28 protein-coding genes, 1 pseudogene and 1 riboswitch are annotated in these 21,995 nt (G+C 41.5%); of the genes and pseudogenes, 25 read left to right on the top strand and 4 right to left on the bottom strand.

The genetic code is table 11. From position 1 onward, the window contains the following. Positions 1-19 precede the first annotated feature (19 nt). The 14 genes from deoB (at position 20) to lysA (ending at position 11,545) form a co-directional block, all read left to right on the top strand. Positions 20-1,204, top strand: coding sequence for a phosphopentomutase (gene deoB, locus MHH31_RS10780; RefSeq protein WP_342494801.1), 1,185 nt, complete (start codon positions 20-22; stop codon positions 1,202-1,204). An 11-nt stretch (positions 1,205-1,215) separates the two neighbouring features. Then, entirely contained in the window at positions 1,216-2,028 is an 813-nt protein-coding gene (locus MHH31_RS10775) for a purine-nucleoside phosphorylase (RefSeq protein ID WP_008344425.1), read from the top strand. 111 nt (positions 2,029-2,139) lie between these two features. Next, positions 2,140-3,342 carry a D-alanyl-D-alanine carboxypeptidase family protein gene (locus MHH31_RS10770; RefSeq protein WP_007501054.1) on the top strand — a complete coding sequence of 401 codons (1,203 nt, stop codon included), beginning with the start codon at positions 2,140-2,142 and terminating at the stop codon, positions 3,340-3,342. 157 nt (positions 3,343-3,499) lie between these two features. Next, the gene (spoIIAA, locus tag MHH31_RS10765) at positions 3,500-3,853 is read left to right on the top strand and encodes an anti-sigma F factor antagonist (protein ID WP_008344431.1); all 354 of its coding nucleotides are present in this window, start codon (positions 3,500-3,502) and stop codon (positions 3,851-3,853) included. Beyond that, positions 3,850-4,290 carry an anti-sigma F factor gene (spoIIAB, locus tag MHH31_RS10760; protein WP_007501052.1) on the top strand — a complete coding sequence of 147 codons (441 nt, stop codon included), beginning with the start codon at positions 3,850-3,852 and terminating at the stop codon, positions 4,288-4,290. The genes spoIIAA and spoIIAB overlap by 4 nt, the downstream gene beginning before the upstream one ends. Positions 4,291-4,302: 12 nt before the next feature. Continuing rightward, a complete protein-coding gene (gene sigF / locus MHH31_RS10755; protein WP_342494800.1) occupies positions 4,303-5,070 on the top strand; it encodes an RNA polymerase sporulation sigma factor SigF in 768 nt (255 codons plus the stop codon). 114 nt (positions 5,071-5,184) lie between these two features. Beyond that, complete coding sequence (locus MHH31_RS10750; protein WP_024718931.1) at positions 5,185-5,805, top strand: stage V sporulation protein AA; 621 nt, start codon at positions 5,185-5,187, stop codon at positions 5,803-5,805. Next, positions 5,795-6,211, top strand: a complete 417-nt coding sequence (locus tag MHH31_RS10745) for a stage V sporulation protein AB (RefSeq protein ID WP_024718930.1) — start codon at positions 5,795-5,797, stop codon at positions 6,209-6,211. Before MHH31_RS10750 ends, MHH31_RS10745 begins: the two co-directional genes overlap by 11 nt. 20 nt (positions 6,212-6,231) lie before the next feature. Next, on the top strand, positions 6,232-6,684 hold the full coding sequence (gene spoVAC / locus MHH31_RS10740) for a stage V sporulation protein AC (RefSeq protein ID WP_024718929.1): 453 nt from the start codon (positions 6,232-6,234) through the stop codon (positions 6,682-6,684). Between the two features lie 12 nt (positions 6,685-6,696). Continuing rightward, positions 6,697-7,713, top strand: a complete 1,017-nt coding sequence (gene spoVAD, locus MHH31_RS10735; RefSeq protein ID WP_024718928.1) for a stage V sporulation protein AD — start codon at positions 6,697-6,699, stop codon at positions 7,711-7,713. Next, positions 7,713-8,063 carry a stage V sporulation protein AE gene (gene spoVAE / locus MHH31_RS10730; RefSeq protein ID WP_007501045.1) on the top strand — a complete coding sequence of 117 codons (351 nt, stop codon included), beginning with the start codon at positions 7,713-7,715 and terminating at the stop codon, positions 8,061-8,063. Before spoVAD ends, spoVAE begins: the two co-directional genes overlap by 1 nt. 6 nt (positions 8,064-8,069) lie before the next feature. Continuing rightward, positions 8,070-8,678 (top strand): stage V sporulation protein AE, encoded by a 609-nt coding sequence (locus tag MHH31_RS10725; protein ID WP_342494799.1) that lies wholly within the window; start codon positions 8,070-8,072, stop codon positions 8,676-8,678. Continuing rightward, complete coding sequence (locus MHH31_RS10720; RefSeq protein WP_007501043.1) at positions 8,632-10,104, top strand: spore germination protein; 1,473 nt, start codon at positions 8,632-8,634, stop codon at positions 10,102-10,104. The genes MHH31_RS10725 and MHH31_RS10720 overlap by 47 nt, the downstream gene beginning before the upstream one ends. A gap of 115 nt (positions 10,105-10,219) precedes the next feature. Next, positions 10,220-11,545: a diaminopimelate decarboxylase gene (lysA, locus tag MHH31_RS10715; protein ID WP_025207565.1), complete on the top strand. Its 1,326-nt coding sequence runs from the start codon at positions 10,220-10,222 to the stop codon at positions 11,543-11,545. Between the two features lie 40 nt (positions 11,546-11,585). Here the strand turns inward: lysA and MHH31_RS10710 are convergent, their stop codons facing one another. Next, positions 11,586-12,470: a DUF1002 domain-containing protein gene (locus MHH31_RS10710; RefSeq protein ID WP_342494798.1), complete on the bottom strand. Its 885-nt coding sequence runs from the start codon at positions 12,468-12,470 to the stop codon at positions 11,586-11,588. 321 nt (positions 12,471-12,791) lie between these two features. On the opposite strand from MHH31_RS10710, the gene MHH31_RS10705 reads away from it, so the two are divergent. Further along, positions 12,792-13,229, top strand: coding sequence for a peptidylprolyl isomerase (locus MHH31_RS10705; protein ID WP_007501040.1), 438 nt, complete (start codon positions 12,792-12,794; stop codon positions 13,227-13,229). A gap of 30 nt (positions 13,230-13,259) precedes the next feature. On the opposite strand, the pseudogene MHH31_RS10700 reads toward MHH31_RS10705, so the two are convergent. Then, positions 13,260-14,487, bottom strand: a pseudogene (locus MHH31_RS10700) (MFS transporter). A gap of 250 nt (positions 14,488-14,737) precedes the next feature. On the opposite strand from MHH31_RS10700, the gene MHH31_RS10695 reads away from it, so the two are divergent. From MHH31_RS10695 to MHH31_RS10665, 7 genes are all read left to right on the top strand, one after another. Beyond that, on the top strand, positions 14,738-15,319 hold the full coding sequence (locus MHH31_RS10695) for a TetR/AcrR family transcriptional regulator (protein ID WP_017359789.1): 582 nt from the start codon (positions 14,738-14,740) through the stop codon (positions 15,317-15,319). A 200-nt stretch (positions 15,320-15,519) separates the two neighbouring features. Further along, positions 15,520-15,756 (top strand): DUF2164 domain-containing protein, encoded by a 237-nt coding sequence (locus MHH31_RS10690; protein WP_342494797.1) that lies wholly within the window; start codon positions 15,520-15,522, stop codon positions 15,754-15,756. A gap of 234 nt (positions 15,757-15,990) precedes the next feature. Beyond that, the gene (locus MHH31_RS10685; protein ID WP_008344451.1) at positions 15,991-16,335 is read left to right on the top strand and encodes a hypothetical protein; all 345 of its coding nucleotides are present in this window, start codon (positions 15,991-15,993) and stop codon (positions 16,333-16,335) included. Between the two features lie 113 nt (positions 16,336-16,448). Further along, positions 16,449-16,590, top strand: a riboswitch (FMN riboswitch). 252 nt (positions 16,591-16,842) lie between these two features. Beyond that, the gene (gene ribE, locus MHH31_RS10680; RefSeq protein WP_138278694.1) at positions 16,843-17,493 is read left to right on the top strand and encodes a riboflavin synthase; all 651 of its coding nucleotides are present in this window, start codon (positions 16,843-16,845) and stop codon (positions 17,491-17,493) included. Positions 17,494-17,504: 11 nt separating this feature from the next. Continuing rightward, positions 17,505-18,128 (top strand): 3,4-dihydroxy-2-butanone-4-phosphate synthase, encoded by a 624-nt coding sequence (ribB, locus tag MHH31_RS10675; RefSeq protein WP_017359786.1) that lies wholly within the window; start codon positions 17,505-17,507, stop codon positions 18,126-18,128. A 26-nt stretch (positions 18,129-18,154) separates the two neighbouring features. After that, complete coding sequence (ribE, locus tag MHH31_RS10670; RefSeq protein WP_007501031.1) at positions 18,155-18,619, top strand: 6,7-dimethyl-8-ribityllumazine synthase; 465 nt, start codon at positions 18,155-18,157, stop codon at positions 18,617-18,619. A gap of 113 nt (positions 18,620-18,732) precedes the next feature. Then, the gene (locus MHH31_RS10665) at positions 18,733-19,086 is read left to right on the top strand and encodes a GNAT family N-acetyltransferase (RefSeq protein WP_017359785.1); all 354 of its coding nucleotides are present in this window, start codon (positions 18,733-18,735) and stop codon (positions 19,084-19,086) included. A gap of 24 nt (positions 19,087-19,110) precedes the next feature. Here MHH31_RS10665 and MHH31_RS10660 read toward each other — a convergent pair whose 3' ends face one another. Further along, a complete protein-coding gene (locus MHH31_RS10660; protein ID WP_039165804.1) occupies positions 19,111-19,635 on the bottom strand; it encodes a DUF309 domain-containing protein in 525 nt (174 codons plus the stop codon). 87 nt (positions 19,636-19,722) lie between these two features. Further along, positions 19,723-19,815 carry a YjcZ family sporulation protein gene (locus tag MHH31_RS10655; protein WP_008359694.1) on the bottom strand — a complete coding sequence of 31 codons (93 nt, stop codon included), beginning with the start codon at positions 19,813-19,815 and terminating at the stop codon, positions 19,723-19,725. Between the two features lie 210 nt (positions 19,816-20,025). Here MHH31_RS10655 and MHH31_RS10650 point away from each other — a divergent pair, with 210 nt between their 5' ends. From MHH31_RS10650 to MHH31_RS10640, 3 genes are all read left to right on the top strand, one after another. Then, positions 20,026-20,784 carry a segregation/condensation protein A gene (locus MHH31_RS10650; protein ID WP_007501021.1) on the top strand — a complete coding sequence of 253 codons (759 nt, stop codon included), beginning with the start codon at positions 20,026-20,028 and terminating at the stop codon, positions 20,782-20,784. After that, a complete protein-coding gene (gene scpB / locus MHH31_RS10645; RefSeq protein WP_008344462.1) occupies positions 20,774-21,367 on the top strand; it encodes an SMC-Scp complex subunit ScpB in 594 nt (197 codons plus the stop codon). Before MHH31_RS10650 ends, scpB begins: the two co-directional genes overlap by 11 nt. A gap of 113 nt (positions 21,368-21,480) precedes the next feature. After that, positions 21,481-21,960, top strand: a complete 480-nt coding sequence (locus MHH31_RS10640; protein ID WP_338335279.1) for a DUF3907 family protein — start codon at positions 21,481-21,483, stop codon at positions 21,958-21,960. The last annotated feature ends 35 nt before the right edge of the window (positions 21,961-21,995 follow it).

The following is a 21,995-nucleotide window of genomic DNA, read 5'->3' as shown; positions in this document are numbered from 1 at the left end:
TTGAAGGAGGCGCTTTTTTATGCCTGATTATCAGTATAAACGTATTTTCCTCATTGTGATGGATTCAGTAGGAATCGGGGAAGCACCTGATGCTGCTGATTTTAATGATGTAGGTGCAGATACACTTGGACATATTGCTGAAAAAATGAACGGGCTTCATATGCCGAATATGGCGAAGCTTGGGCTAAGTCATATTAAAGAAATTAAAGGAATTCCAGCGGACGAAAAACCGCTTGCGTATTATGGGAAAATGCAAGAAGCATCCAACGGGAAAGACACAATGACAGGACATTGGGAAATTATGGGTCTTTACATCGACACACCATTTAAAGTCTTTCCAGGCGGCTTTCCAGATGAACTGTTAAATGAATTAAAAGAAAAAACAGGGCGTGGCATCATTGGAAATAAACCAGCGTCTGGTACAGAAATTCTTGATGAGCTTGGCGAAGAGCACATGAAAACAGGCGATTTAATCGTTTATACTTCAGCAGATTCTGTGCTGCAAATTGCTGCACACGAAGAAGTTGTGCCATTAGACGAACTTTACCGCATTTGCGAAATTGCACGTGAACTGACTTTAGATGAAAAATATATGGTAGGGCGCATCATCGCTCGTCCATTTGTCGGGGAGCCGGGGGCATTTGTTAGAACACCAAATCGTCATGACTATGCATTAAAACCATTCGACCGTACCGTCATGAATGAATTGAAAGATGATGGACTTGATGTCATTGCGATCGGAAAAATCTCTGATATTTATGATGGTGAAGGAATCACCTCTTCACTCAGAACGAAATCCAACATGGATGGAATGGACAAGCTAGTGGAGACGCTGAAAACAGACTTTACTGGGCTTAGCTTCTTAAATCTGGTCGATTTTGACGCTCTTTATGGACATAGAAGAGATCCAGAAGGCTACGGTAAGGCACTAGAGGAATTTGACGCACGTCTACCTGAAGTGTTTGATCTATTAAAAGAGGATGATCTGCTTGTGATCACAGCAGATCACGGAAATGACCCGGTTCATCACGGAACAGATCATACAAGAGAATACGTTCCGCTTATTGCTTACAGCAAAAAGCATCAAGAAGCGAATGAGCTACCAACAGCGAAAACATTTGCTGATCTTGGGGCAACGGTAGCAGATAATTTTAAATCAACGCTGCCAAAATACGGAACAAGCTTTTTATCTAAACTCAAATAGGGGGAAATCACGTGGGAGCACAGTTTTCAGAAGCGGCGGCATACATTAAACAAGCATCGACATATGTACCAACAGTTGGATTGATTTTAGGTTCAGGTCTTGGCATTTTAGCCGATGAGATTGAAAATCCAATCAAATTGAAATATGAAGATATTCCTGGATTCCCTGTTTCAACAGTAGAAGGGCATGCAGGCCAGCTCGTCATTGGAACGCTGAAAGGCACGGTCGTTTGTGCCATGCAAGGACGTTTCCATTACTATGAAGGGTATGATATGAAGCAGGTGACATTTCCTGTCCGTGTGATGAAAGAAATCGGCATTGAAACATGTATTGTGACAAATGCAGCGGGCGGTGTGAATACATCCTTCCATCCTGGCGATCTCATGTTGATTACAGATCATATCAATATGATGGGAACCAATCCGTTAATTGGACCAAACGACAGTCAAGGGGTTCGTTTCCCTGATATGTCTGCACCGTATGATAAAGATTTGTTGGCACTTGCAGAGAAAACGGCTAAACATTTAGGTATATCTGTGCAGCAAGGGGTTTATGCAGGAATGACAGGCCCTTCATATGAAACACCGGCAGAGGTTCGTTTCCTCAGAACGCTTGGCGCTGATGCAGTCGGTATGTCGACTGTGCCAGAAGTGATTGTAGCACGTCATGCAGGCATAAAAGTACTTGGTATTTCATGCATCTCTAATGCGGCTTCAGGTATTTTAGATCAGCCGCTTTCTCATGATGAAGTGATCGAAGTGACGGAAAAAGTGAAAGCAAGTTTCCTTGATTTAGTGAAAGATGTTGTCAAACAGCTCTCATAGATCGTGTGAAAAAGCCTTCTGTTCATGAAACAGAGGGCTTTTTTTTATGGCAATCAAACGATCTCTGAATAAAACAGCCTTTATGAGGAAAAAATAGAAAGGATTACGATAATGGAGGTCTGCCACTTGAAACGTCATATATGTGCATTGTTTACTTTAATGATCCTTATCTCAATGGTTTCACCATCAGCGATGGCAAAAGAAAAGATTGAAAAGCCAGGAGAAAAACAAACATCAGAATTGGCGCATGAAGCCAAATCAGCGATTTTAATGGAACGTGACACGGGAAAAGTGCTTTACAACAAAAACAGTGATGAAAAGCTTGCCCCTGCAAGTATGACCAAAATCATGACGATGCTTCTCATCATGGAAGCGATGGATCAAGGAAAATTAAAAATGACTGATAAAGTAAGAACGAGCGATCATGCAGCATCTATGGGAGGCTCACAAATTTTCCTTGAACCGGGAGAAGAAATGACGGTTAAAGACATGCTAAAAGGCATTGCGATTGCGTCAGGAAACGATGCTTCAGTTGCCATGGCAGAACATATAGCTGGATCTGAAGAACAGTTTGTTGAGCAAATGAACAAAAAGGCAAAAGAGCTTGGACTCACCTCAACGGTCTTTCAAAATCCAACAGGACTTCCTGAAAAAGATCATTACAGCACGGCTCATGATATGGCAAAAATGGCGAAAGAGCTGTTGAAATATGAAGAGATCACCAAGTTCACAGGTGTATACGAAGACTATCTTCGTCAGAACACGGATAAAAAATTCTGGCTTGTGAATACAAACCGTCTCATTAAATTTTATCCAGGTGTGGATGGGGTGAAAACAGGGTTTACAGGCGAGGCGAAATACTGTCTAACTGCATCCGCTAAAAAAGGGAACATGCGCGTGATTGCTGTTGTATTCGGCGCAAGTACACCAAAAGACAGAAATGCTCAAGTCGTCAAAATGCTGGATTACGCCTTTAGTCAATATACAACGCATCCTCTGTACAAGCGTGGTCAAGATGTAGCAGAGATCAAAGTGAGCAAAGGGAAAAAGAAAAAAATTCAGCTTGTCACGTCTGAACCGATTTCTCTGCTAACGAAAAAAGGCGAAAATGTCGATCAGATCAAAAAAGAAATTAAATTAACTCAAGATGTCACAGCCCCATTTTCAAAAGGAACGAAACTTGGCACCATCATCTTGAAAAAAGATGGAAAAGTGCTTCATGAAAGTCCTGTTGAAGCGAAAGAAGATATGGAAAAAGCCGGTGTTTGGACGTTCTTCAAACGGGCTATGGCCGAATTTGTTAAATGGAAGTAAAAGGTGAAAGACTGCTGCAACTGGCAGTCTTTTTTGCTATGAACGAAAAGAACATCTAAATGTGACGAATGATCACTAGTTTTGTCATGGTGAAGGATTTGCATGTGAAGAAAGAGAAACATTCTTTATCCGAAAATAGAGCAAGGAGGAAGAAAAGATGAGCCTTGGTATTGATTTTCAAATAAAAGAGAGCGTACTTTGCATTCGGTTGACAGGGGAGCTTGATCATCACTCCGCAGAGACATTGAGACAAAAGGTGACGAATTATTTGGAAACAGAGGACATTCGCCACATCGTGCTGAATTTAGCTGATTTATCGTTTATGGACAGCTCTGGGCTCGGAGTGATTTTAGGAAGATACAAAGAAATTAAACAACTTGGCGGTGAAATGGTCGTCTGTGCGATCTCGCCAGCGGTGAACCGTTTATTTGATATGTCCGGCTTGTTTAAAATTATTCGTATGGAGCCTTCAGAGCAAACTGCGCTGCAAACATTGGGGGTGGCATCATGACAAATGAAATGAATCTGACTTTTTCTGCTTTAAGTCAAAACGAATCCTTTGCGAGAGTAACGGTGGCAGCATTCATCGCTCAGCTCGATCCAACATTAGATGAGCTAACAGAAATCAAAACCGTTGTATCAGAGGCGGTCACGAACTCGATCATTCACGGGTATGACGGGAATCCAGACGGCAAGGTGCACATTAGCGTCACGCTGGATGACCATATTGTGTATCTGACGATTCGAGACGAAGGTATGGGCATTTCAGATCTTGAGGAAGCAAGGCAGCCGCTTTTTACGACGAAACCAGACTTAGAGCGCTCCGGGATGGGTTTTACGATCATGGAGAACTTTATGGATGATGTCATGGTGGACTCATCTCCAGAAATGGGCACAACAATCCGCTTAACAAAGCATCTATCAAAAAGCAAAGCGCTTTGTAATTAAGGAGCTGCTCATATGGATGTGGAGGTAAAAAAGCAAGCAAAAAAAGCACAGCTGTCTAATGATGAAGTGAAACAGCTCATCAAAAAAAGCCAAGACGGAGATCAACAAGCAAGAGACCTCCTCGTAGAAAAAAACATGCGTCTTGTTTGGTCCGTTGTTCAGCGCTTTTTAAATAGAGGATATGAACCAGATGATCTGTTCCAAATAGGCTGTATTGGCCTGCTGAAATCTGTTGATAAATTTGATTTGTCTTATGATGTGAAGTTTTCGACCTATGCCGTTCCAATGATCATTGGTGAAATTCAGCGTTTCATTCGTGATGATGGAACCGTCAAAGTCAGCAGGTCTTTAAAGGAACTTGGAAATAAAATCAGGCGGGCAAGGGACGAATTGTCTAAATCTCATGGAAGAATGCCGACTGTTCAGGAAATGGCTGAATATCTGGACATCACACCTGAGGATGTCGTCCTTGCTCAAGAAGCGGTCCGCTCACCATCATCTATTCATGAAACCGTGTATGAAAATGACGGCGATCCGATTACGTTGCTCGATCAAATTGCCGATCATTCCGAAGAAAGATGGTTTGATAAAATTGCGCTAAAAGAGGCGATTAAAGAATTAGAAGAGCGCGAGAAACTGATTGTCTATTTAAGGTATTATAAAGACCAAACACAATCAGAAGTAGCAGAAAGACTCGGAATTTCCCAAGTGCAAGTCTCACGGCTTGAAAAGAAGATTTTAAAACAAATCCAAATGCAAATGGATCAAAAAGACAGCTAGCCAATTCGGCTGGCTTTTTTTGTGTGGTAATTACCGGTAAATCAAGTTCTTTCAGTATGAGAACCATTTTTCACCACATACTATTTTTAACCCATCGTATAGGAAGTGACTTGGATGGACGGACAAATCTTTATTCGGCTGCGTCATCGGATTAAGACTGGTAATGATCAGCTTATTTATTTAGAGGATATCGCCCAAATCACTGGAGATGACAGTGCTGTGCAAAAGCTGAGCAAAATGCCGATATACCATGTCAGCAAAAAGGATCGTCACATCGTTGTGTTAGATATCATGCATGTGGTCAAAACGATCAAAAAAACATGGCCTGACATTGACATTCAAACGGTCGGAGGCTCAGAAGCCATTGTTGAAATAGACACAGGCAAACGCCAGCTGTCCCCCGTATTATTCGTGTTTGTATGGCTCCTCTTATTTGTCGGAGCGGCCCTTGCCATCATGAATTTCCATGAGGATGTTAGTATGCGACTTGTTCATATCCGCCTTTACGAGATGATTACTGGAAACACGGTTGAGCATCCGTATTTATTACAAATTCCATATAGCTTTGGACTCGGTTTTGGCATGATTTTATTTTTCAATCATGTGTTTAAAAAGCGTTTAAACGAAGAGCCAAGCCCGCTTGAAGTGGAAATGTTTAAATATCAGCTCGATCTTGATCATTATGTCGCACTCAATGAAAACAAAGAAACATTGAAAGATATCCATGATCGGTAAATGGCTTTTTGTGGTGCTTGTTGGGCTCGGCGGCGGTTTAACGGTAGGGGCAGGATTTGTGGCGTTTCTCACAGTGCTTGGTATTATCCCTCGATTAATGCAATTAACGAAAACGCAGCGTTTTATTCAAGGATATGAGGCTGCCGTGATAAGTGGAGCGATCGTTGGCGGCTGGGCTACTTTAAGTCAAGTCCATTTGCATTTATCCAAATGGCTGGCGCTACCGATCGGTCTTTTATCTGGCATTTTTGTCGGCATGCTTGCTGCCGCACTCACTGAAGTGTTAAATGTACTTCCTATCTTAACGAAAAGAATTGGAATGGACGGGAAAATTGTGCTGCTGCTCATGGCCATCGTCTTAGGAAAGGTGTTTGGCTCGCTATTTCATTGGCTTATTTATATTTAAAAATGTGGAGGGAACAACACGTGTCAAGTTTAAAAGAGAACTATCCATCTAAAGTGAAAACGTATCAGCCGAAACCTCCTTATGTACTGAACTGCATCAAGGCTTTTCTTGTCGGCGGTTTGATTTGTGCGATAGGCGAGGGATTGCAAAATTTCTATATTACTTTTTTTGATTTTAATGAGAAGACAGCAGGGAATCCAACGGTGGCGACCCTTATTTTAATTTCTTCTATTTTAACTGGTATTGGTATTTACGATAAAATCGGCCAGTTTGCTGGAGCGGGATCAGCTGTCCCGGTGACAGGATTTGCAAATAGCATGACAAGTGCGGCTCTTGAGCATAAAAGTGAAGGGCTTGTGTTAGGTGTAGCGACCAACATGTTTAAACTGGCTGGGAACGTCATTGTGTTTGGTGTCGTCTCGGCATATGTCGTAGGGATTATTCGATACGTCTTGGAAAAGATGTTTTCGTAGGAGGAATAAAACGTGAAACTAACAGGTAAGCAATCTTGGGTATTTGAACACAAGCTTTATGTGAATGCGGAAGGAACAGCTGCAGGACCGAAAGAAAAAGAAGGCCCAATCGGTCATCTCATTGATAAAACCTATGATGAAATGCACTGTTATCAAAAGAACTGGGAAATGGCTGAAAGGCAGCTCATGGATGATGCCATATCAATGGCCTTATCAAAAGCGAATTTGCAAAAAAGTGATATTGACCTTTTGCTGGCAGGAGATTTACTAAACCAAAACGTGACAGCCAACTATGTGGCAAGAGAACTCAAAATCCCGTTTCTTTGTTTATTTGGTGCCTGCTCCACATCTATGGAATCAGTCGCCATTGCCTCAGCGTTAATAGATGGTGGGTTTGCCAATAGAGCACTTGCTGCGACAAGCAGTCACAATGCGACGGCAGAGCGGCAATTTCGTAATCCAACAGAATATGGCGGGCAAAAACCAGATACAGCCACAAGTACAGTGACAGGGAGCGGTGCTGTCGTCATCAGCCAAGAACCTTCCCAAATTCAAATTACAAGTGCCACCGTCGGACGGGTGATGGATCTTGGGATTACAGATCCATTCGATATGGGTTCGGCTATGGCGCCTGCAGCGGCAGACACAATCAAACAACATTTAGAAGACTTAGGAAGAACAGTAGATGATTATGATCTCATCCTAACAGGAGATCTATCTGGAATTGGATCGCCTATTTTAAAGGATCTTCTGAAAGAAGATGGCATTCAGCTTGGACGGAAGCATGATGATTGCGGATTAATCATATACACACCTGATCAAAATGTATTCGCTGGAGGCAGCGGCTGTGCCTGCTCAGCTGTCGTGACATTCAGTCACATCTTTCAAGAAATGAAAGCAGGGAATTTACAAAGAGTATTGGTTGTAGCAACCGGGGCGCTTCTCAGCCCAATGATGGTTCAGCAAAAAGAGACCATTCCAACCATTGCGCACGGAGTTGTATTTGAGCGTGCAGGAGGAGAAAGCTAATGGATTATTTGATTGCTTTTGTTGCAGGCGGACTGATTTGCGTGATCGGCCAGCTTTTACTTGATGTACTGAAACTCACACCGGCACATGTCATGACGACCTTTGTTGTGGCGGGGACGATTTTAGACGGGTTTGGTATTTATGACAAATTTATTGAATTTGCAGGAGCGGGTGCTACCGTCCCTATCGTAAGCTTTGGTCATAGCTTGCTTCATGGGGCGATGCATCAGGCCGATGTCCACGGATTTATTGGAATCGGAATTGGGATTTTTGAGTTAACCTCTGCTGGAATATCAGCTGCAATTTTATTTTCATTTATCATTGCACTTATCTTTAAACCGAAAGGATAACCTAATATGGGGCAAAGACGCAAAGTCATTTTAGTGACAGACGGAGATATATATGCTGCCAAAACGATTGAGCTTGTCGCAAAGAAAGTCGGCGGAAGATGTATTTCCAGCTCAAAAGGGAATCCGAGCAAACGAACAGGACCAGAACTGGTCCAGATGATTTTAAAAACGCCGTATGACCCAGTGTTTGTCATGTTTGATGATTCTGGCCTAACAGGTGAAGGAACAGGGGAGACGGCTATGAAGCACGTAGCACGTCACCCTGAAATTGAAGTGATTGGCGCCATTGCAGTGGCATCTAAAACCCATCAAGCGGAATGGACAAAGGTACATGTCTCCATTGACCGGGAAGGTGAACTGACAGAATACGGCGTTGACAAACATGGACTTCCAGAAATGGAACCACACAAAATGAGTGGAGATACAGTGTATTGTCTCGATTCACTACAGCTTCCGATTGTTGTCGGCATTGGAGATATTGGCAAGATGGGACGGAAAGATGATCTAAGCAAAGGGTCCCCCATCACAATGAAGGCAGTCGAATTAATTTTAGAAAGGAGCGGTTTCCATGAAGAAAGACAAGGTGCACGTGTACCGGGATCCAAAGAAAAATGAAGATTTTTTCAAAGACAATGTCGGGATGGGTCTCAGCTTTGACCTTGGCGTTCGGAAAATTTATGTCCATGATCAGGAAATCCAGCTTTACTATGTAAATGGATTATGTGATACACAATATGTGATCTATTTATTAAAAGAACTGATTGAAATCAATGACAACGAACCTGAATCAGATGATCTTGCACGTGTGGTAGAAAACCGTCTTGTCAATCAGCAAGTCTCAAAAGTTGAAACGCTTGATGAAGCAGTGGATCAAGTGTTGTCTGGACTTGTGGCAGTCGTTGTCGAAGGTGAAAATTACGCATTTATTATTGACGTCAGGAGCTACCCTGGCAGAATGCCGGAGGAACCGGATACAGAAAAGGTTGTCAGAGGTGCAAGAGACGGTTTTGTTGAAAACATCATTGTGAACACAGCACTCATTCGCAGAAGAGTGCGGGATGAAAAACTGCGATACAAAATGCTTAAAGTAGGCGAGCGTTCTAAAGCAGACGTCTGTGTTTGTTATATTGAAGACATAGCTGACCCTGATCTTGTTGATATTATCGAAAAAGAAGTGTCTGGGATTAAAGTTGACGGACTGACGATGTCTGATAAAACAATAGAAGAATTTATCATTAAGCAAGGATATAATCCCTTCCCGCTTGTGCGATACACCGAGCGCCCAGATGTAGCCGCTAACCATATATTAGAAGGGCATGTCATCATCATTACGGATACATCCCCTAGTGTCATCATTACACCAACCACTATTTTTCATCACGTTCAACATGCTGAAGAATACCGCCAGGCGCCAGCGGTTGGGACTTTTTTAAGATGGGTGCGTTTTTTAGGCATCTTATGTTCTACTTTTCTTTTGCCGATCTGGTTTCTTTTTATTCTAGAACCGAATCTTCTGCCAGACAATCTAAGCTATATTGGATTTAACAAACCCTCCCATATCCCTGTCATTCTCCAAGTATTCCTTGCTGATTTTGGGGTGGAATTTTTACGAATGGCGGCGATTCATACGCCGACCGCCTTGTCGACTGCTATGGGTTTGATTGCAGCCGTCTTAATTGGACAAATTGCAATTGATGTCGGTTTATTTACACCAGAGGTCATATTATACGTCTCGCTAGCAGCCATCGGTACATTCACCACTCCAAGTTATGAACTGAGTGTCGCTAATAAAATCATCCGACTGATCATATTAGCACTAGTAGCGATCTTTAAGCTGAATGGACTGATCATCGGTTTTACGCTGTTACTTATTTATTTAACATCCATTCGTTCCTTACAGACGCCTTATATGTGGCCGTTCATTCCTTTTAATGGAAAGGCTTTGTGGCAAGTGCTCATTCGGACATCTGTTCCTGGCTCAAAAGTAAGGCCAAGCATCGTTCACCCTCAGAACAGATCAAAAATTCCGCCAAATTCTTAACGCTCGTTGAAAGTGGCTGAAGATTGTGATATTGTATTTTTAACTTTGAGAAACGGCAAAAGGCAGCTTGTGCAGCTGTCTTTTTTCAGCCGAGGCGGAGAAAGAGGGAATGACATTGTATTTACACGGCACTTGCAGACAAAATGAACTCGGACATTTAGAAATTGGTGGTGTTGATGCCGTTTCTTTAGCTGAAACGTATGGGACACCACTTTATGTATATGATGTGGCTTTAATACGGGAGCGTGCAAAAAGCTTTCAGAAAGCATTTATTGAAGAAGAACTAAAGGCTCAGGTGGCATATGCGAGTAAGGCGTTTTCTTCTATTGCCATGTTCCAGCTGGCAAAAGAAGAAGGCTTATCACTTGATGTCGTTTCAGGCGGGGAGCTGCACACAGCCATTTGTGCCGGGTTTCCAGTAGAAAAAATTCATTTCCATGGTAACAACAAAAGCAGAGAAGAATTAAAGATGGCATTAGCGCATGGAATCGGCTGTATTGTTGTTGATAATTTCTATGAAATCAACCTCATTGAACAGCTTGGGCAAGAGCTGTCAAAACAGGTGAAAGTACTCCTCCGCATCACGCCGGGCGTTGAAGCACATACGCATGACTATATTACAACAGGTCAAGAAGATTCAAAATTCGGTTTTGATCTTCATAATGGACAAGCAGACGAAGCGGTCAAACAAGTACTTGAATCAGAAGTGATCGAGCTTTTAGGTGTCCACTGCCATATCGGCTCTCAAATCTTTGATACAGCTGGTTTTGTCCTTGCGGCAGATAAAATTTTCTTGAAGCTGGATGAATGGAGAGAATCGTTTGGATTTATTTCCACAGTGCTGAACTTAGGCGGAGGCTTTGGCATCCGTTATACAGAAGAGGACGAACCACTTCCAGCAACTGAATACGTGGAGAAAATTATTCAAGCGGTGAAAGAAAATGTAGCCCGCTATGAATTTGAGATGCCTGAAATTTGGATTGAGCCAGGCCGCTCACTTGTTGGAGATGCGGGAACCACTCTTTATACGATCGGCTCATCCAAACATGTACCTGGCATTCGCGATTATGTAGCCATTGACGGCGGAATGAGTGATAACATTCGACCTGCTTTATATCAAGCAAAATATGAAGCAGCAAGCGCCAATAAAATGAGTCAAACGCATGATCAAACTGTGTCCATTGCAGGAAAATGCTGTGAAAGTGGAGATATGCTCATTTGGGATATTGATCTGCCAGAGTTATCACAGGGAGACTTGTTAGCTGTCTTTTGTACAGGAGCTTATGGCTACAGCATGTCAAACAACTATAACCGCATCCCGCGCCCGGCTGTAGTATTTGTAGAAGATGGGGAAGCGCAGCTTGTCGTTGAGCGTGAGACATATGAGGATATTGTCAAATTGGATTTACCTTATCAATCAAAAGTGAAATCATCGACTTAAAAAAAGCTGCCTGATCTTCAGGCAGCTTTTTCTATGACATTTATTTTCCACCAGTAAATACAGAGACGATCGCGTTCCAAATGGAGACAAAGAAATCCCAAATCTTCTGTAGAAGGTTTTTCCCTTCATCTGATTCTATGAATTTTGTAATCTTGTCTTTTGCTTTATCAATTTGAGATCCGACTTGTTTCCAATCGATATTGATATTTTTCATCTTATCAAAGAGAGAGACAAGTTGATCTTTTTGGTCTTGCGTTAGATTTAAGTTCAAATCAGAAGCGGCTTGATCTACTTTTTCTTCCACTTCTTTTGTTGTTTTAGGAACTCCATTTTTGGCAATGTCATCTTTGATTTTTGCAATTAGGGCAGAAGCATTGTCTTTTCCAATAGAGTCTCCCAGTTTAGATGTTGTTACAAGCTCTTCGTTTGCTACCTGTTTCACATCTTCAGGAATGGCTTTGTCGCTTGACACTTCATAGGCTTTTAATAGACCTGTCAGTGCTGCTGTACCAGATACTTCAAACGGCGCCGTCACGACAACCTTTGCATCTTTCACGCCTGCGGTCATTAAAGCATTTAAATACATCTCATCTGTAATGGTCTTAATGTTATGTGTATCCACGGTCAGACCCGTACCTGATTTTTCAATGGTGATGGATGAAGATGATAATGCTCTCGTCCCGATAGAAGAACGAGGGATATACTTTCCTAAATATTCGTGCTCTTCTTTATTGGTTACTTCAATTTTTGTCGCATTTTCAGGTGGATTCAACTCGTCAAGCACCTTCTGGCGATCAGCCGGTGTTAAGTCTTGCCCGAGTGTGACGATGACATCGCCGACAGCTGCATCCGCTAAGCTGACTTTTGGCGCACCAATCAGTAAAAGGAGCGCTGCCATCATACTAAGCATTGTTTTTTTAAACATGTTGACCTCCTTCAAGTCGAAAGCGTTTCTCGATGGTGAGAAACTCATCTTTTGAGTACATGATTTGAATCGTACTCCATCATATAGACGTAACAAATCAGTCTGACGTTTCAATTTTCTTTTAAAGATGTTTGAAACCTCCAATATGATGAAGTGATTTGCTCAGTCTGTGATCATTTCCTTAGGAGAAAAGGATCAAGCTCTTTTATTTTATCAATGATGGCAAAAGAGGTAAATCACATTCGACAAGCAGGGGATGTTTAACATCACCGAAAATGTGCTATAATGAGCGTTGTTTAACCTGAAAGGAGAATGTGAAAAATGGCGAAAAAAGGATACATACAATTAACGAATGGAAAGAAAATTGAGTTTGAACTTTACCCAGAGGCTGCTCCAGGTACAGTAGCAAACTTTGAAAAATTAGCGAATGAAGGCTTCTACGATGGATTGAAATTCCACCGCGTGATCCCAGGGTTCGTAAGCCAAGGCGGCGATCCAAACGGTAATGGAACTGGAGGACCTGGTTACACAATTAAATGTGAAACAGAAGGAAACCCTCATCAGCACGAGAGAGGTTCATTATCAATGGCACACGCTGGTAAAGACACTGGCGGCAGCCAATTCTTTATCGTACATGACCCACAGCCGCACTTAAACGGTGTTCACACTGTTTTTGGTAAAGTAACATCTGGTATCGAAGCTGTTCTTGATATGGAACAAGGACAAGGCATGGAAAAAGTCGAAGTGATCGATGCTTAATCCAAAACACCGCTTAATTGCGGTGTTTTTTTATTTTACATCTGATGTTCCTGTGATCTGTGCCGTGAAGCGGTAGGTGATCATCCAATATAAAAGGGCTAAGGCGCTGATAGAGGCTCCCAGCGTTTGCGTATATGTTAGTTGATACAATAGAACCGAGCGCACTGCCGAGGGAATAAAAAATCATATAAGCAGCAGTCAGCCGGCTTCTCGCCTCAGGCCGGACCATGAAAATCATACTTTGATTGGTCACATGAACGGCCTGCACAGATAGGTCAAGAATGACTATACCAACGATTAATAAAATGAGGGAATATTCAGTGAAAAAAATAAAACACCATGAAAAGAGTAATAGGACAAGGGCGATGCATGTTGTTAACTGTCCTAAGCCTCGATCAGCTCGAGCGGCACCTAATGCTCCGGCAACTCCAGCAAGGCCAAATGCACCAATTGCCGTATGTGACAGATTGTATGGCGTAGTGCTGAGAGGCAGCACAAGTGAAGTCCACAGCGTGCCAAACACAACAAAGATCAGAAAACCCAGTACGCCACGAATACGTAGAATTCGTTCTTGTCTGAACAATATAAACATTGAAGCGAGCAAGTTCACATAGGATATGGAGACTCTCTTGCTGTCAGCACGCGGAAGATACCGGTACAACACGCCAGTTATGATCAGCATCATCACGCCGGAAACGAGATAGACTGATCTCCAGCCGGCGAGATCGGTTAGTACACCAGCAAACGTTCGTGCGAGAAGAATACCAATCACAATTCCACTTTGAACCAAGCCCACTATGCGGCCACGTTCTTCAGGAGCGGCCCATGTCGCTGCGAATGCTACGAGTACCTGAGTGACTACAGCGAGCAGTCCCACCGCAGCTAGTCCTATGAACAGGACGGTGGCGGTAGGGGCGATACCGACTAGAATGAGAGATAACACGGATACTAGCATTTGAGCTACGATGAGCCGCCGTTGGTTGAACAGATCACCAAGTGGTACGATCAGTAGCAGTCCTAGCGCATAACAAAGCTGAGTAATCGTAATGACCATACCAACGGATGAATAGCTGATACCAAACTCGGATGCGAGGGAGTCTAATAATGGCTGTGCAAAGTATATGTTTGCAACTGCCATCCCTGAGGCTGTCGAAAACAGTAGAGCCATATTGCGAGTCATCGTTGATCGGGTGTTTATTTGTAAATGAGTCGTTTCCAGATCAGAATGTTCAACGGCATTCATTTTTTCTTTTTTCATGTATGTCATCCTCTCTTTTTGTACTAAATAGTATAATATACTGTTTGGTATAAAATGATTCCTGTTAAGGATAACCAGAGAAACGTTTTAAAGTCAAGATGATGTAGTGAAGATCTTGAGAGAGGCAGTCGGTTTGACAATGATATGTCAATAAAATAAAATGATAATATACCGATAAGTAAAAAATCTTTATAAGAAATAGATGATTGATTTAGTGAAGAGATTTTTATGATAGAAATGAGGGTTGATAATGGTTCGACAACGGGAATTTGATGAGGAAAAAGCGTTAGATGAGGCCTTGTTGCTTTTTTGGGAGAAGGGGTACAGAGCGACTACATTAAGCGACTTAACTGCAAAAATGGGAATACAGCGGCCAAGCTTATACTCAGCGTTCGGTGATAAAGAGGAATTGTTTGAAGCGGCATTACGCAAATATACAACTCAGCATGCTGCCCACATTCGAACAAAACTTCAAAACAATCTATCTGTAAAGGAAGCATTTCATACATTATTTGCTGAATTAGTAGAAGAGGAATATGGACATGGGCCGAGTAAAGGGTGCTTCTGCATCAATACAATAGTCGAGCTTGCCCCCCATGAAGAGAAATTTGAAATTCTCACAAGAGAGCATCAGATGTATCTTTCGGTCATTTTTGAAGAAAAAATTGTACAAGGTATTCGCTCGGGTGAGCTCGAAAGCAGTCTGAATGCCAAAGCCTTAGCACAGGCGCTGGTTGTTTCTTTTATTGGACTTACAGTCCTCATGAAATCTCGCCCAGAGCGTTCATTTGTAGATCATTCTGTAGCGACGATCCTATCCATATTGAAATAAATAGTCTATATAAAGAAAGCGTATTTTGATCAATTGATTAAAACACGCTTTTTCTTTTAGGGTGTTATGGACACGTTTTTGTGATATGATAAGAGAACAAACATTCGTATTTGTGAGTGTCACCATTTGCAGCTCTAAAAATAAGTGAAAGTGCAAATCCAAAAAGCGTGTGATCATGCTGTAAGAAAGCAGGAGATACTTTGAAACCATTAACAAAAGAAGAAAAAAATCAGATGATGATTGTCATTCAGCGTTACTTTGCTGAAGAACGAGAAGAGGAGATTGGTGATTTAGCAGCCATCAATATATTAGAATTTATCACAAAGCATCTTGGAAGCTACTATTATAATCAAGGGGTTCGTGACAGCCGAAATATCGCTGTTCAAAGATCTCAATTGTTAGAGGAAGATCTATTCGCATTAGAGAAAAGAATATAATCAAAAAGCTCGTCTTTCTTGTTCACCCTGCTAACAGATAAAGAGGAAAAAAGACCCCCTTAATAAAGAACGCATATTCGTATCATATGTAATGATGAAAAGGTGGAACCAAAAGTCCATTTGAATCGTTATATAAGTAACCATTAATGAAAATCAGCTTTTTTGGTTTTATTTCATCAAAAGAAGGAATAGAACATACAAATAGGCGAAGTGCAGATGATGGAGGTTCTAAATATGGGGAAAATTAAATTGAAAATCGCAATCTTATTTGTTTTACTGCTTTGTTTAGGCGCAGGTTATTTATACATGAATGGCATGAAAATTGAAGATGTGCCAACAGCCATTGGCGAAAGTTTAACGAATAATGATAAAGATTACACCATCTATGAATATACCATTACAAAAATTGATGGTGATGAGTATTACGGTCAAGCCAAAAATGGCACGAAAATCATTTTTAATGGGAAGAAATTTGAAGATGATGTGGCCGATCTGAAAAAAGGCGATCGTATTAAAGCATACTTTAGTAATGAAAAAAGAATAGACGGTCTTATAAAAGTAGTAAAAGTCGTCAATTAACAAGTCTCCTTTCCTATAGGGAGGCTTTTTTTATGAACAGGTGATAAATCTTGATTGTTGCATTTGACCACAAGGATCGCTATAATAGCCCCTAAGGACAGCTAAATATCGATTGTATCCTTCGGGGCAGGGTGAAAATCCCGACCGACGGTAATAAAGCAAATGCTTTACAGCCCGTGACCCGTTAATTTATTAACGGTTGATTCAGTGAGAAGCTGAAGCCGACAGTGAAAGTCTGGATGGGAGAAGGATAACGAGAGCTATGTATGAACAAAAAATATGTGTTGATCATAGTTTTATTTCTAATGCAAAAAAACCACAGCCCCGGAATTTTTCCGGGGCTTTCTGTATGTCAATATAGTCATCGCATGCAGTGTTTATTAGGTGATCCCTCATTTACCTTGTATGGACCATAAAAAGCGACGAAGGTGTTCAATCGATCACATGTCCCGAACATCGCTTTTTCATAAAGTGAGAAATACAAAAGAAAGAGAAAGGGAGGATCACATGTTTACGGGGATTATTGAAGAAGTGGGTACAGTCCAGTCATTGAGCAAAAGATCCGCAGATGCCATGGAAATTATCATCAAGTGCAGTCGTGTACTAGAAGATGTTCACCTAGGCGATAGTATCGCCATCAATGGCGTTTGTCTCACTGTCACAAGCTTCACAAAAGAACAGTTTGCGGCAGATGTGATGCCTGAGACGGTCAAAGCGACATCACTTGATCAGCTTGCGCCAGGTAGCCAAGTGAATTTAGAGCGAGCGATGTCATCAAATGGACGATTCGGCGGTCATTTTGTTTCAGGCCATGTTGATGGAACGGCTGTGATTACCCGTGTAGAAAAGAAGAGTAATGCCATTTACTATGATTTGAAAATGGACAAGACCCTCACAGATATGCTCACAAAAAAGGGATCGATCGCAATAGACGGCGTCAGCTTGACTATTTTCGATTTGCGAGATGCTCATGTGACAGTTTCTATCATTCCACATACGCTTGAAGGAACTATTTTCCCGACTAAAACTATGGGGGATGTAGTAAATATTGAATGTGACATGATCGGTAAATACATTTATCGCTTTTTAACAAAAGAGCAAAACGAAAAGCAGCCATCACGATTAACCCCATCATTTTTAAAAGAGCACGGATTCTAGGAGGCGATTGTATGTATCATTCAGTTGATGAGGCAGTAAATGCCCTGAAACGAGGAGAAATCATTATCGTAGTAGATGATGAAGACAGAGAAAATGAAGGAGACTTTGTGGCACTTGCTGAGCATGCAACGCCAGAAGTCATTAACTTCATGGCTTTACATGGAAGGGGCCTTATTTGCACACCAGTTCATGCCTCGATTGCGAAACACTTGGATCTGCATCCCATGGTCGAGCGAAATACGGATGCACATCATACAGCATTTACAGTGAGCATCGACCATACGTCAACGACAACTGGTATAAGTGCTTTTGAGCGCTCAACGACCATATTGGCCATGTTAAATAAAGAGTCAAAACCAGAAGATTTTGCCCGCCCAGGTCATGTTTTCCCTCTTATTGCAAAAGAGGGAGGCGTAGTAGAAAGACCAGGTCATACAGAAGCGGCCGTTGATCTTGCTAAACTTGCGGGTTCAGTGCCAGCGGGTGTCATATGTGAAATTATGAATGCAGATGGAACCATGGCCCGCGTACCCGAACTACAAAAAATTCAAAAAGAACACGATTTAAAGATGCTGACGATTGAAGCATTGCAGGCATATATAAACAAGCAAACAACGACAATGAAAACAAAATAAAAATCACAAAAAAGGATGATGAACATATGAATACAATACAAGGTAATGTAGTAGCAGAAGGATTAAAGTTTGGAATCGTCGTCGCTAGATTTAATGATTTTATTACAAGCAAACTGCTAGATGGAGCAGAAGATACATTGCTCAGACACGGAGCAAACGGTGACGATATTGATGTCGTGTGGGTGCCGGGGGCTTTTGAAATTCCGTATATGGCAAAAAAACTAGCAGAAACAAAAAAATATGATGCAGTCATTACACTTGGAACCGTGATTCGCGGGGCAACATCACATTACGATTATGTTTGTAATGAAGCGGCTAAAGGAATCGCACAAAGTGCCATCTCAACAGGGGTGCCGATTATCTTTGGTGTACTGACAACAGAATCTATTGAACAAGCCATTGAAAGAGCCGGTACAAAGGCTGGAAATAAAGGCAGTGAATCGGCTGCAGCTGCTATTGAAATGGCCAACCTAAATCGAACGTTTCGTTAATTTGATGAAAAAGAGTTTAAAAACAACCTAAAAGTGTTTATAATGTGTGATGAGCAAGTGATTCATAAGACATTTGCTGGAGAATAGGATAATTTTAATATTGAGGGGTATATATGTTAATTCGTTACAAGAGGTCTTTTGAAAAAATTGCCATGGGACTCCTGTCCTTTATGCCGGGTGAGAAAGACGTCAAACAGCTTCAGCAGACGATAAAGTCGTATGAAATGGATGAAGATCGGCAGCTGTTCCTTTGGAAAGATGGTGAGGATATCGTCGGTGCGATTGGTGTGCTGAAAACAGACGACCAAGTACAAATCGAACATATTAGTGTCAATCCGTCCCATCGTGACCAAGGCATCGGCAAGGAAATGGTATTAGCCGTGGAAGAAGTATTCAAAACGAAAACACTCATTCCAAATGAATTAACGCAAGGCTTCTTTCATAAGTGTCACAATGAAACAAACTAAATATCACACATGTAAAAGCAGAGGTTATATGCCTCTGCTTTTTTTACGTTCCATCTGTTTTTCACGTTCAAGCAATACGTCCGTCCGATCACGCAGTCTATGCTTTTCAATTAAGAATGTATGGGATAAGTTGCTCTCCTGTCCGAAGGTTAAGCCTTCTTTTTCCGCCATCTCTTGGCATAAAGAAAGAAGCGTTTCATCTCGGATTGGCAGCATCACACTTTCGTAGGGCGTGTCTTCATCGATTTTCTTTTTCAGTGTTCTCAGCAGTAAAAGAAATGCCTCTTCATCAAGACCTAATTCTGTTAGTACGTTCCGGTCCGAATCTAATATATGAAGGCTGTTTGAAATCAGCCGTTTTGCTCCTTTTCCATTTCCTCGTCTTTGATGATACAAAGCAACAGCAAGCTGAATGAGACCCACCCAGTACTTTTTGCGCTGATGAGGAGGATCTTCTTTCCAAAACTCTTCAAGAATTTCATGACACTCAAAATAATCTCTTGTCGTATGAAATTCATGTAAAAAAGCCACGTACGCTTTAGGATACACAGCGGTCATCTCCTTTTCCACTATCAGTCTAACATACCGAAAAGAAAAGAAGAAAGAGCGCCCTTTATGAAAGGACGCTCTGTTTCTTTAATAAACCCAAGCCGCGCCAACGATGATCAGCAAGATGAACAGCACAACAATGAGCGCAAATCCTCCGCCGAAGTAATAACCATCTCCCATAATGTTACGGCCTCCTTTTTCATCAGTTCTGATTACAATGGTATTCTATGTATAAATGCCCTCATTGGTATGGGCGAATCCACTGTTTTTCTTTTTTTGCCTGCTGCCTCATGGTCGAAATTATATTGGACGAGAGCTTTATGGTGTCTTATACTAAAGGTTAGCCGATGAAAACGGTACTTAGAAGACAGTAGAAATGGTGAGAAAAGAATGCTGGAATATCAGGTGAAAATAGATTCGTTTGAGGGTCCTTTGGACTTGCTTTTACATTTAATTAACCGTTTGGAAATTGATATTTATGATATTCCCGTCGCTAAAATTACGGAGCAGTATTTATTATATGTCCACACGATGAGGGAGCTTGAACTGGATGTTGCAAGTGAGTATTTGGTGATGGCTGCAACTCTCCTCAGCATTAAAAGCAGAATGCTTCTTCCAAAACAAGAGGAAGAGCTGTTTGATGAAGACCTGATGGAAGAAGAAGAGGACCCTCGTGATGAGCTGATTGGCAAATTAATTGAATACCGCAAGTATAAAAATGCAGCGCAAGAACTGAAGGAACGTGAAGAAGAGCGGCAAAACGCCTTCACAAAACCACCAAGTGATTTAAGTGAATTTGCAAAAGAAGCAGAAGCGAAGGACACAAACTTACACGTCACGGTGTATGATATGTTAGGTGCGTTCCAAAAGGTATTGAACCGCAAAAAAATAACAAAACCAGCACCATCAAAGATTACAAGACAAGAAATCCCGATTGAAGACAAAATGAATGAGATTATGAACCATTTAAGAAAAACAAAAAAGCGAACCAATTTCATGACTTTATTTCAACATGATCAAAAGGAACACCTTGTCGTGACGTTTCTTGCTGTTCTCGAATTGATGAAGAGCCATCAAATCATGCTGGAGCAGGAAGGAAACTTTGAAGATATTTATATCATAGGGAGTGAAACGATTCATGACGCTTGATATCGTGAATTGGAAAGCCATCTTAGAAGCGCTGCTATATGCAGCAGGTGACGAAGGCTTAACAAGAAAACAGCTCATGTCTGTTCTTGAAGTTGATGAGGCAGCGTTGCTTGATATTATGTCTGCCGTAAAGGAAGAATATCAAAAACAAGAACGAGGAATTGAGCTCATTGAATATGCAGATTCATACATGCTGCTGACGAAAAAAGAATACAGCGTATATTTAAAAAAATTAGTAGAGACACCATCGAAAGGTTTGTCACAGGCAGCGCTAGAAGTGCTCGCCATTGTCTCGTATAAACAACCGATTACACGCAGCGAAGTCGAGGAGATCAGAGGCGTTAAATCAGAACGAGTGCTGCATAGTTTAGTTGCCAAAGCACTGCTCTGTGAAGTAGGACGTGCCGATGGACCGGGACGAGCGATCCTTTATGGGACAACACCTACCTTTTTAGAGCAATTTGGTTTAAAAGCCTTAGATGAATTACCGCCACTTCCAGAGAATGTGGAAGCAGATGGGGTGCAAGAAGAGGCTGATCTCTTTTTTGAAAACTTCAATCAAACATTTGAAGAGATAAAATAGTTCAAAATAAGGAAAAATGTATGATAAAATATAAAAAAGATTTTAGGTCTAAAATCTTTATTTGAAAGATAAAATGGTGACAAAGCCATGAGGGGAAGGTAAACACGAAACAAATGGCACATATGAATGTAAAGGCTCAAGTTGATCAAGCAGGCGTTTTTTTATCAAAGGTTGCAGTTGAAGTGAATGATTTTCTGAACGAAGCTACCTTATCAAGCTTGAAACGATTAAACCCGGAAGCGGAAGCCTATTATTGTGACATATTAAGTACATTGCGGAAGCTTGCAGTTTATAGCGAGGATGCCGCGGCGGTTTGTAGGAAAATCAGGCAGCAGCAGACATTCCCGCTGCAAGCCGCACAGCAGACGCTTCATCGTATTTATCATCAATGTATTGAAGAATTTTTTACACCAAAAAAGGATACTTGGTATGAAAATAGCCGTTCAGCCTACACAGGAAAAAGCTGCATTGTTTTCCATTATGAAGTATCGGCTGAGGTCAAACGTTTGTTTTCTTCATTAGAAAAAGATTTTTTAACGATGAGAGAAGAGCTGGAATATACAACATCTCATCAGCAAATGAAAATGGTATAAAGAAGACAAAGCAACTCTCACATGAGAGTTGCTTT

The organism is Bacillus sp. FSL K6-1033, from assembly GCF_038630765.1.
GTDB lineage: Bacteria > Bacillota > Bacilli > Bacillales > Bacillaceae > Bacillus > Bacillus altitudinis.
This window is presented reverse-complemented; position numbering and strand designations above follow the sequence as displayed.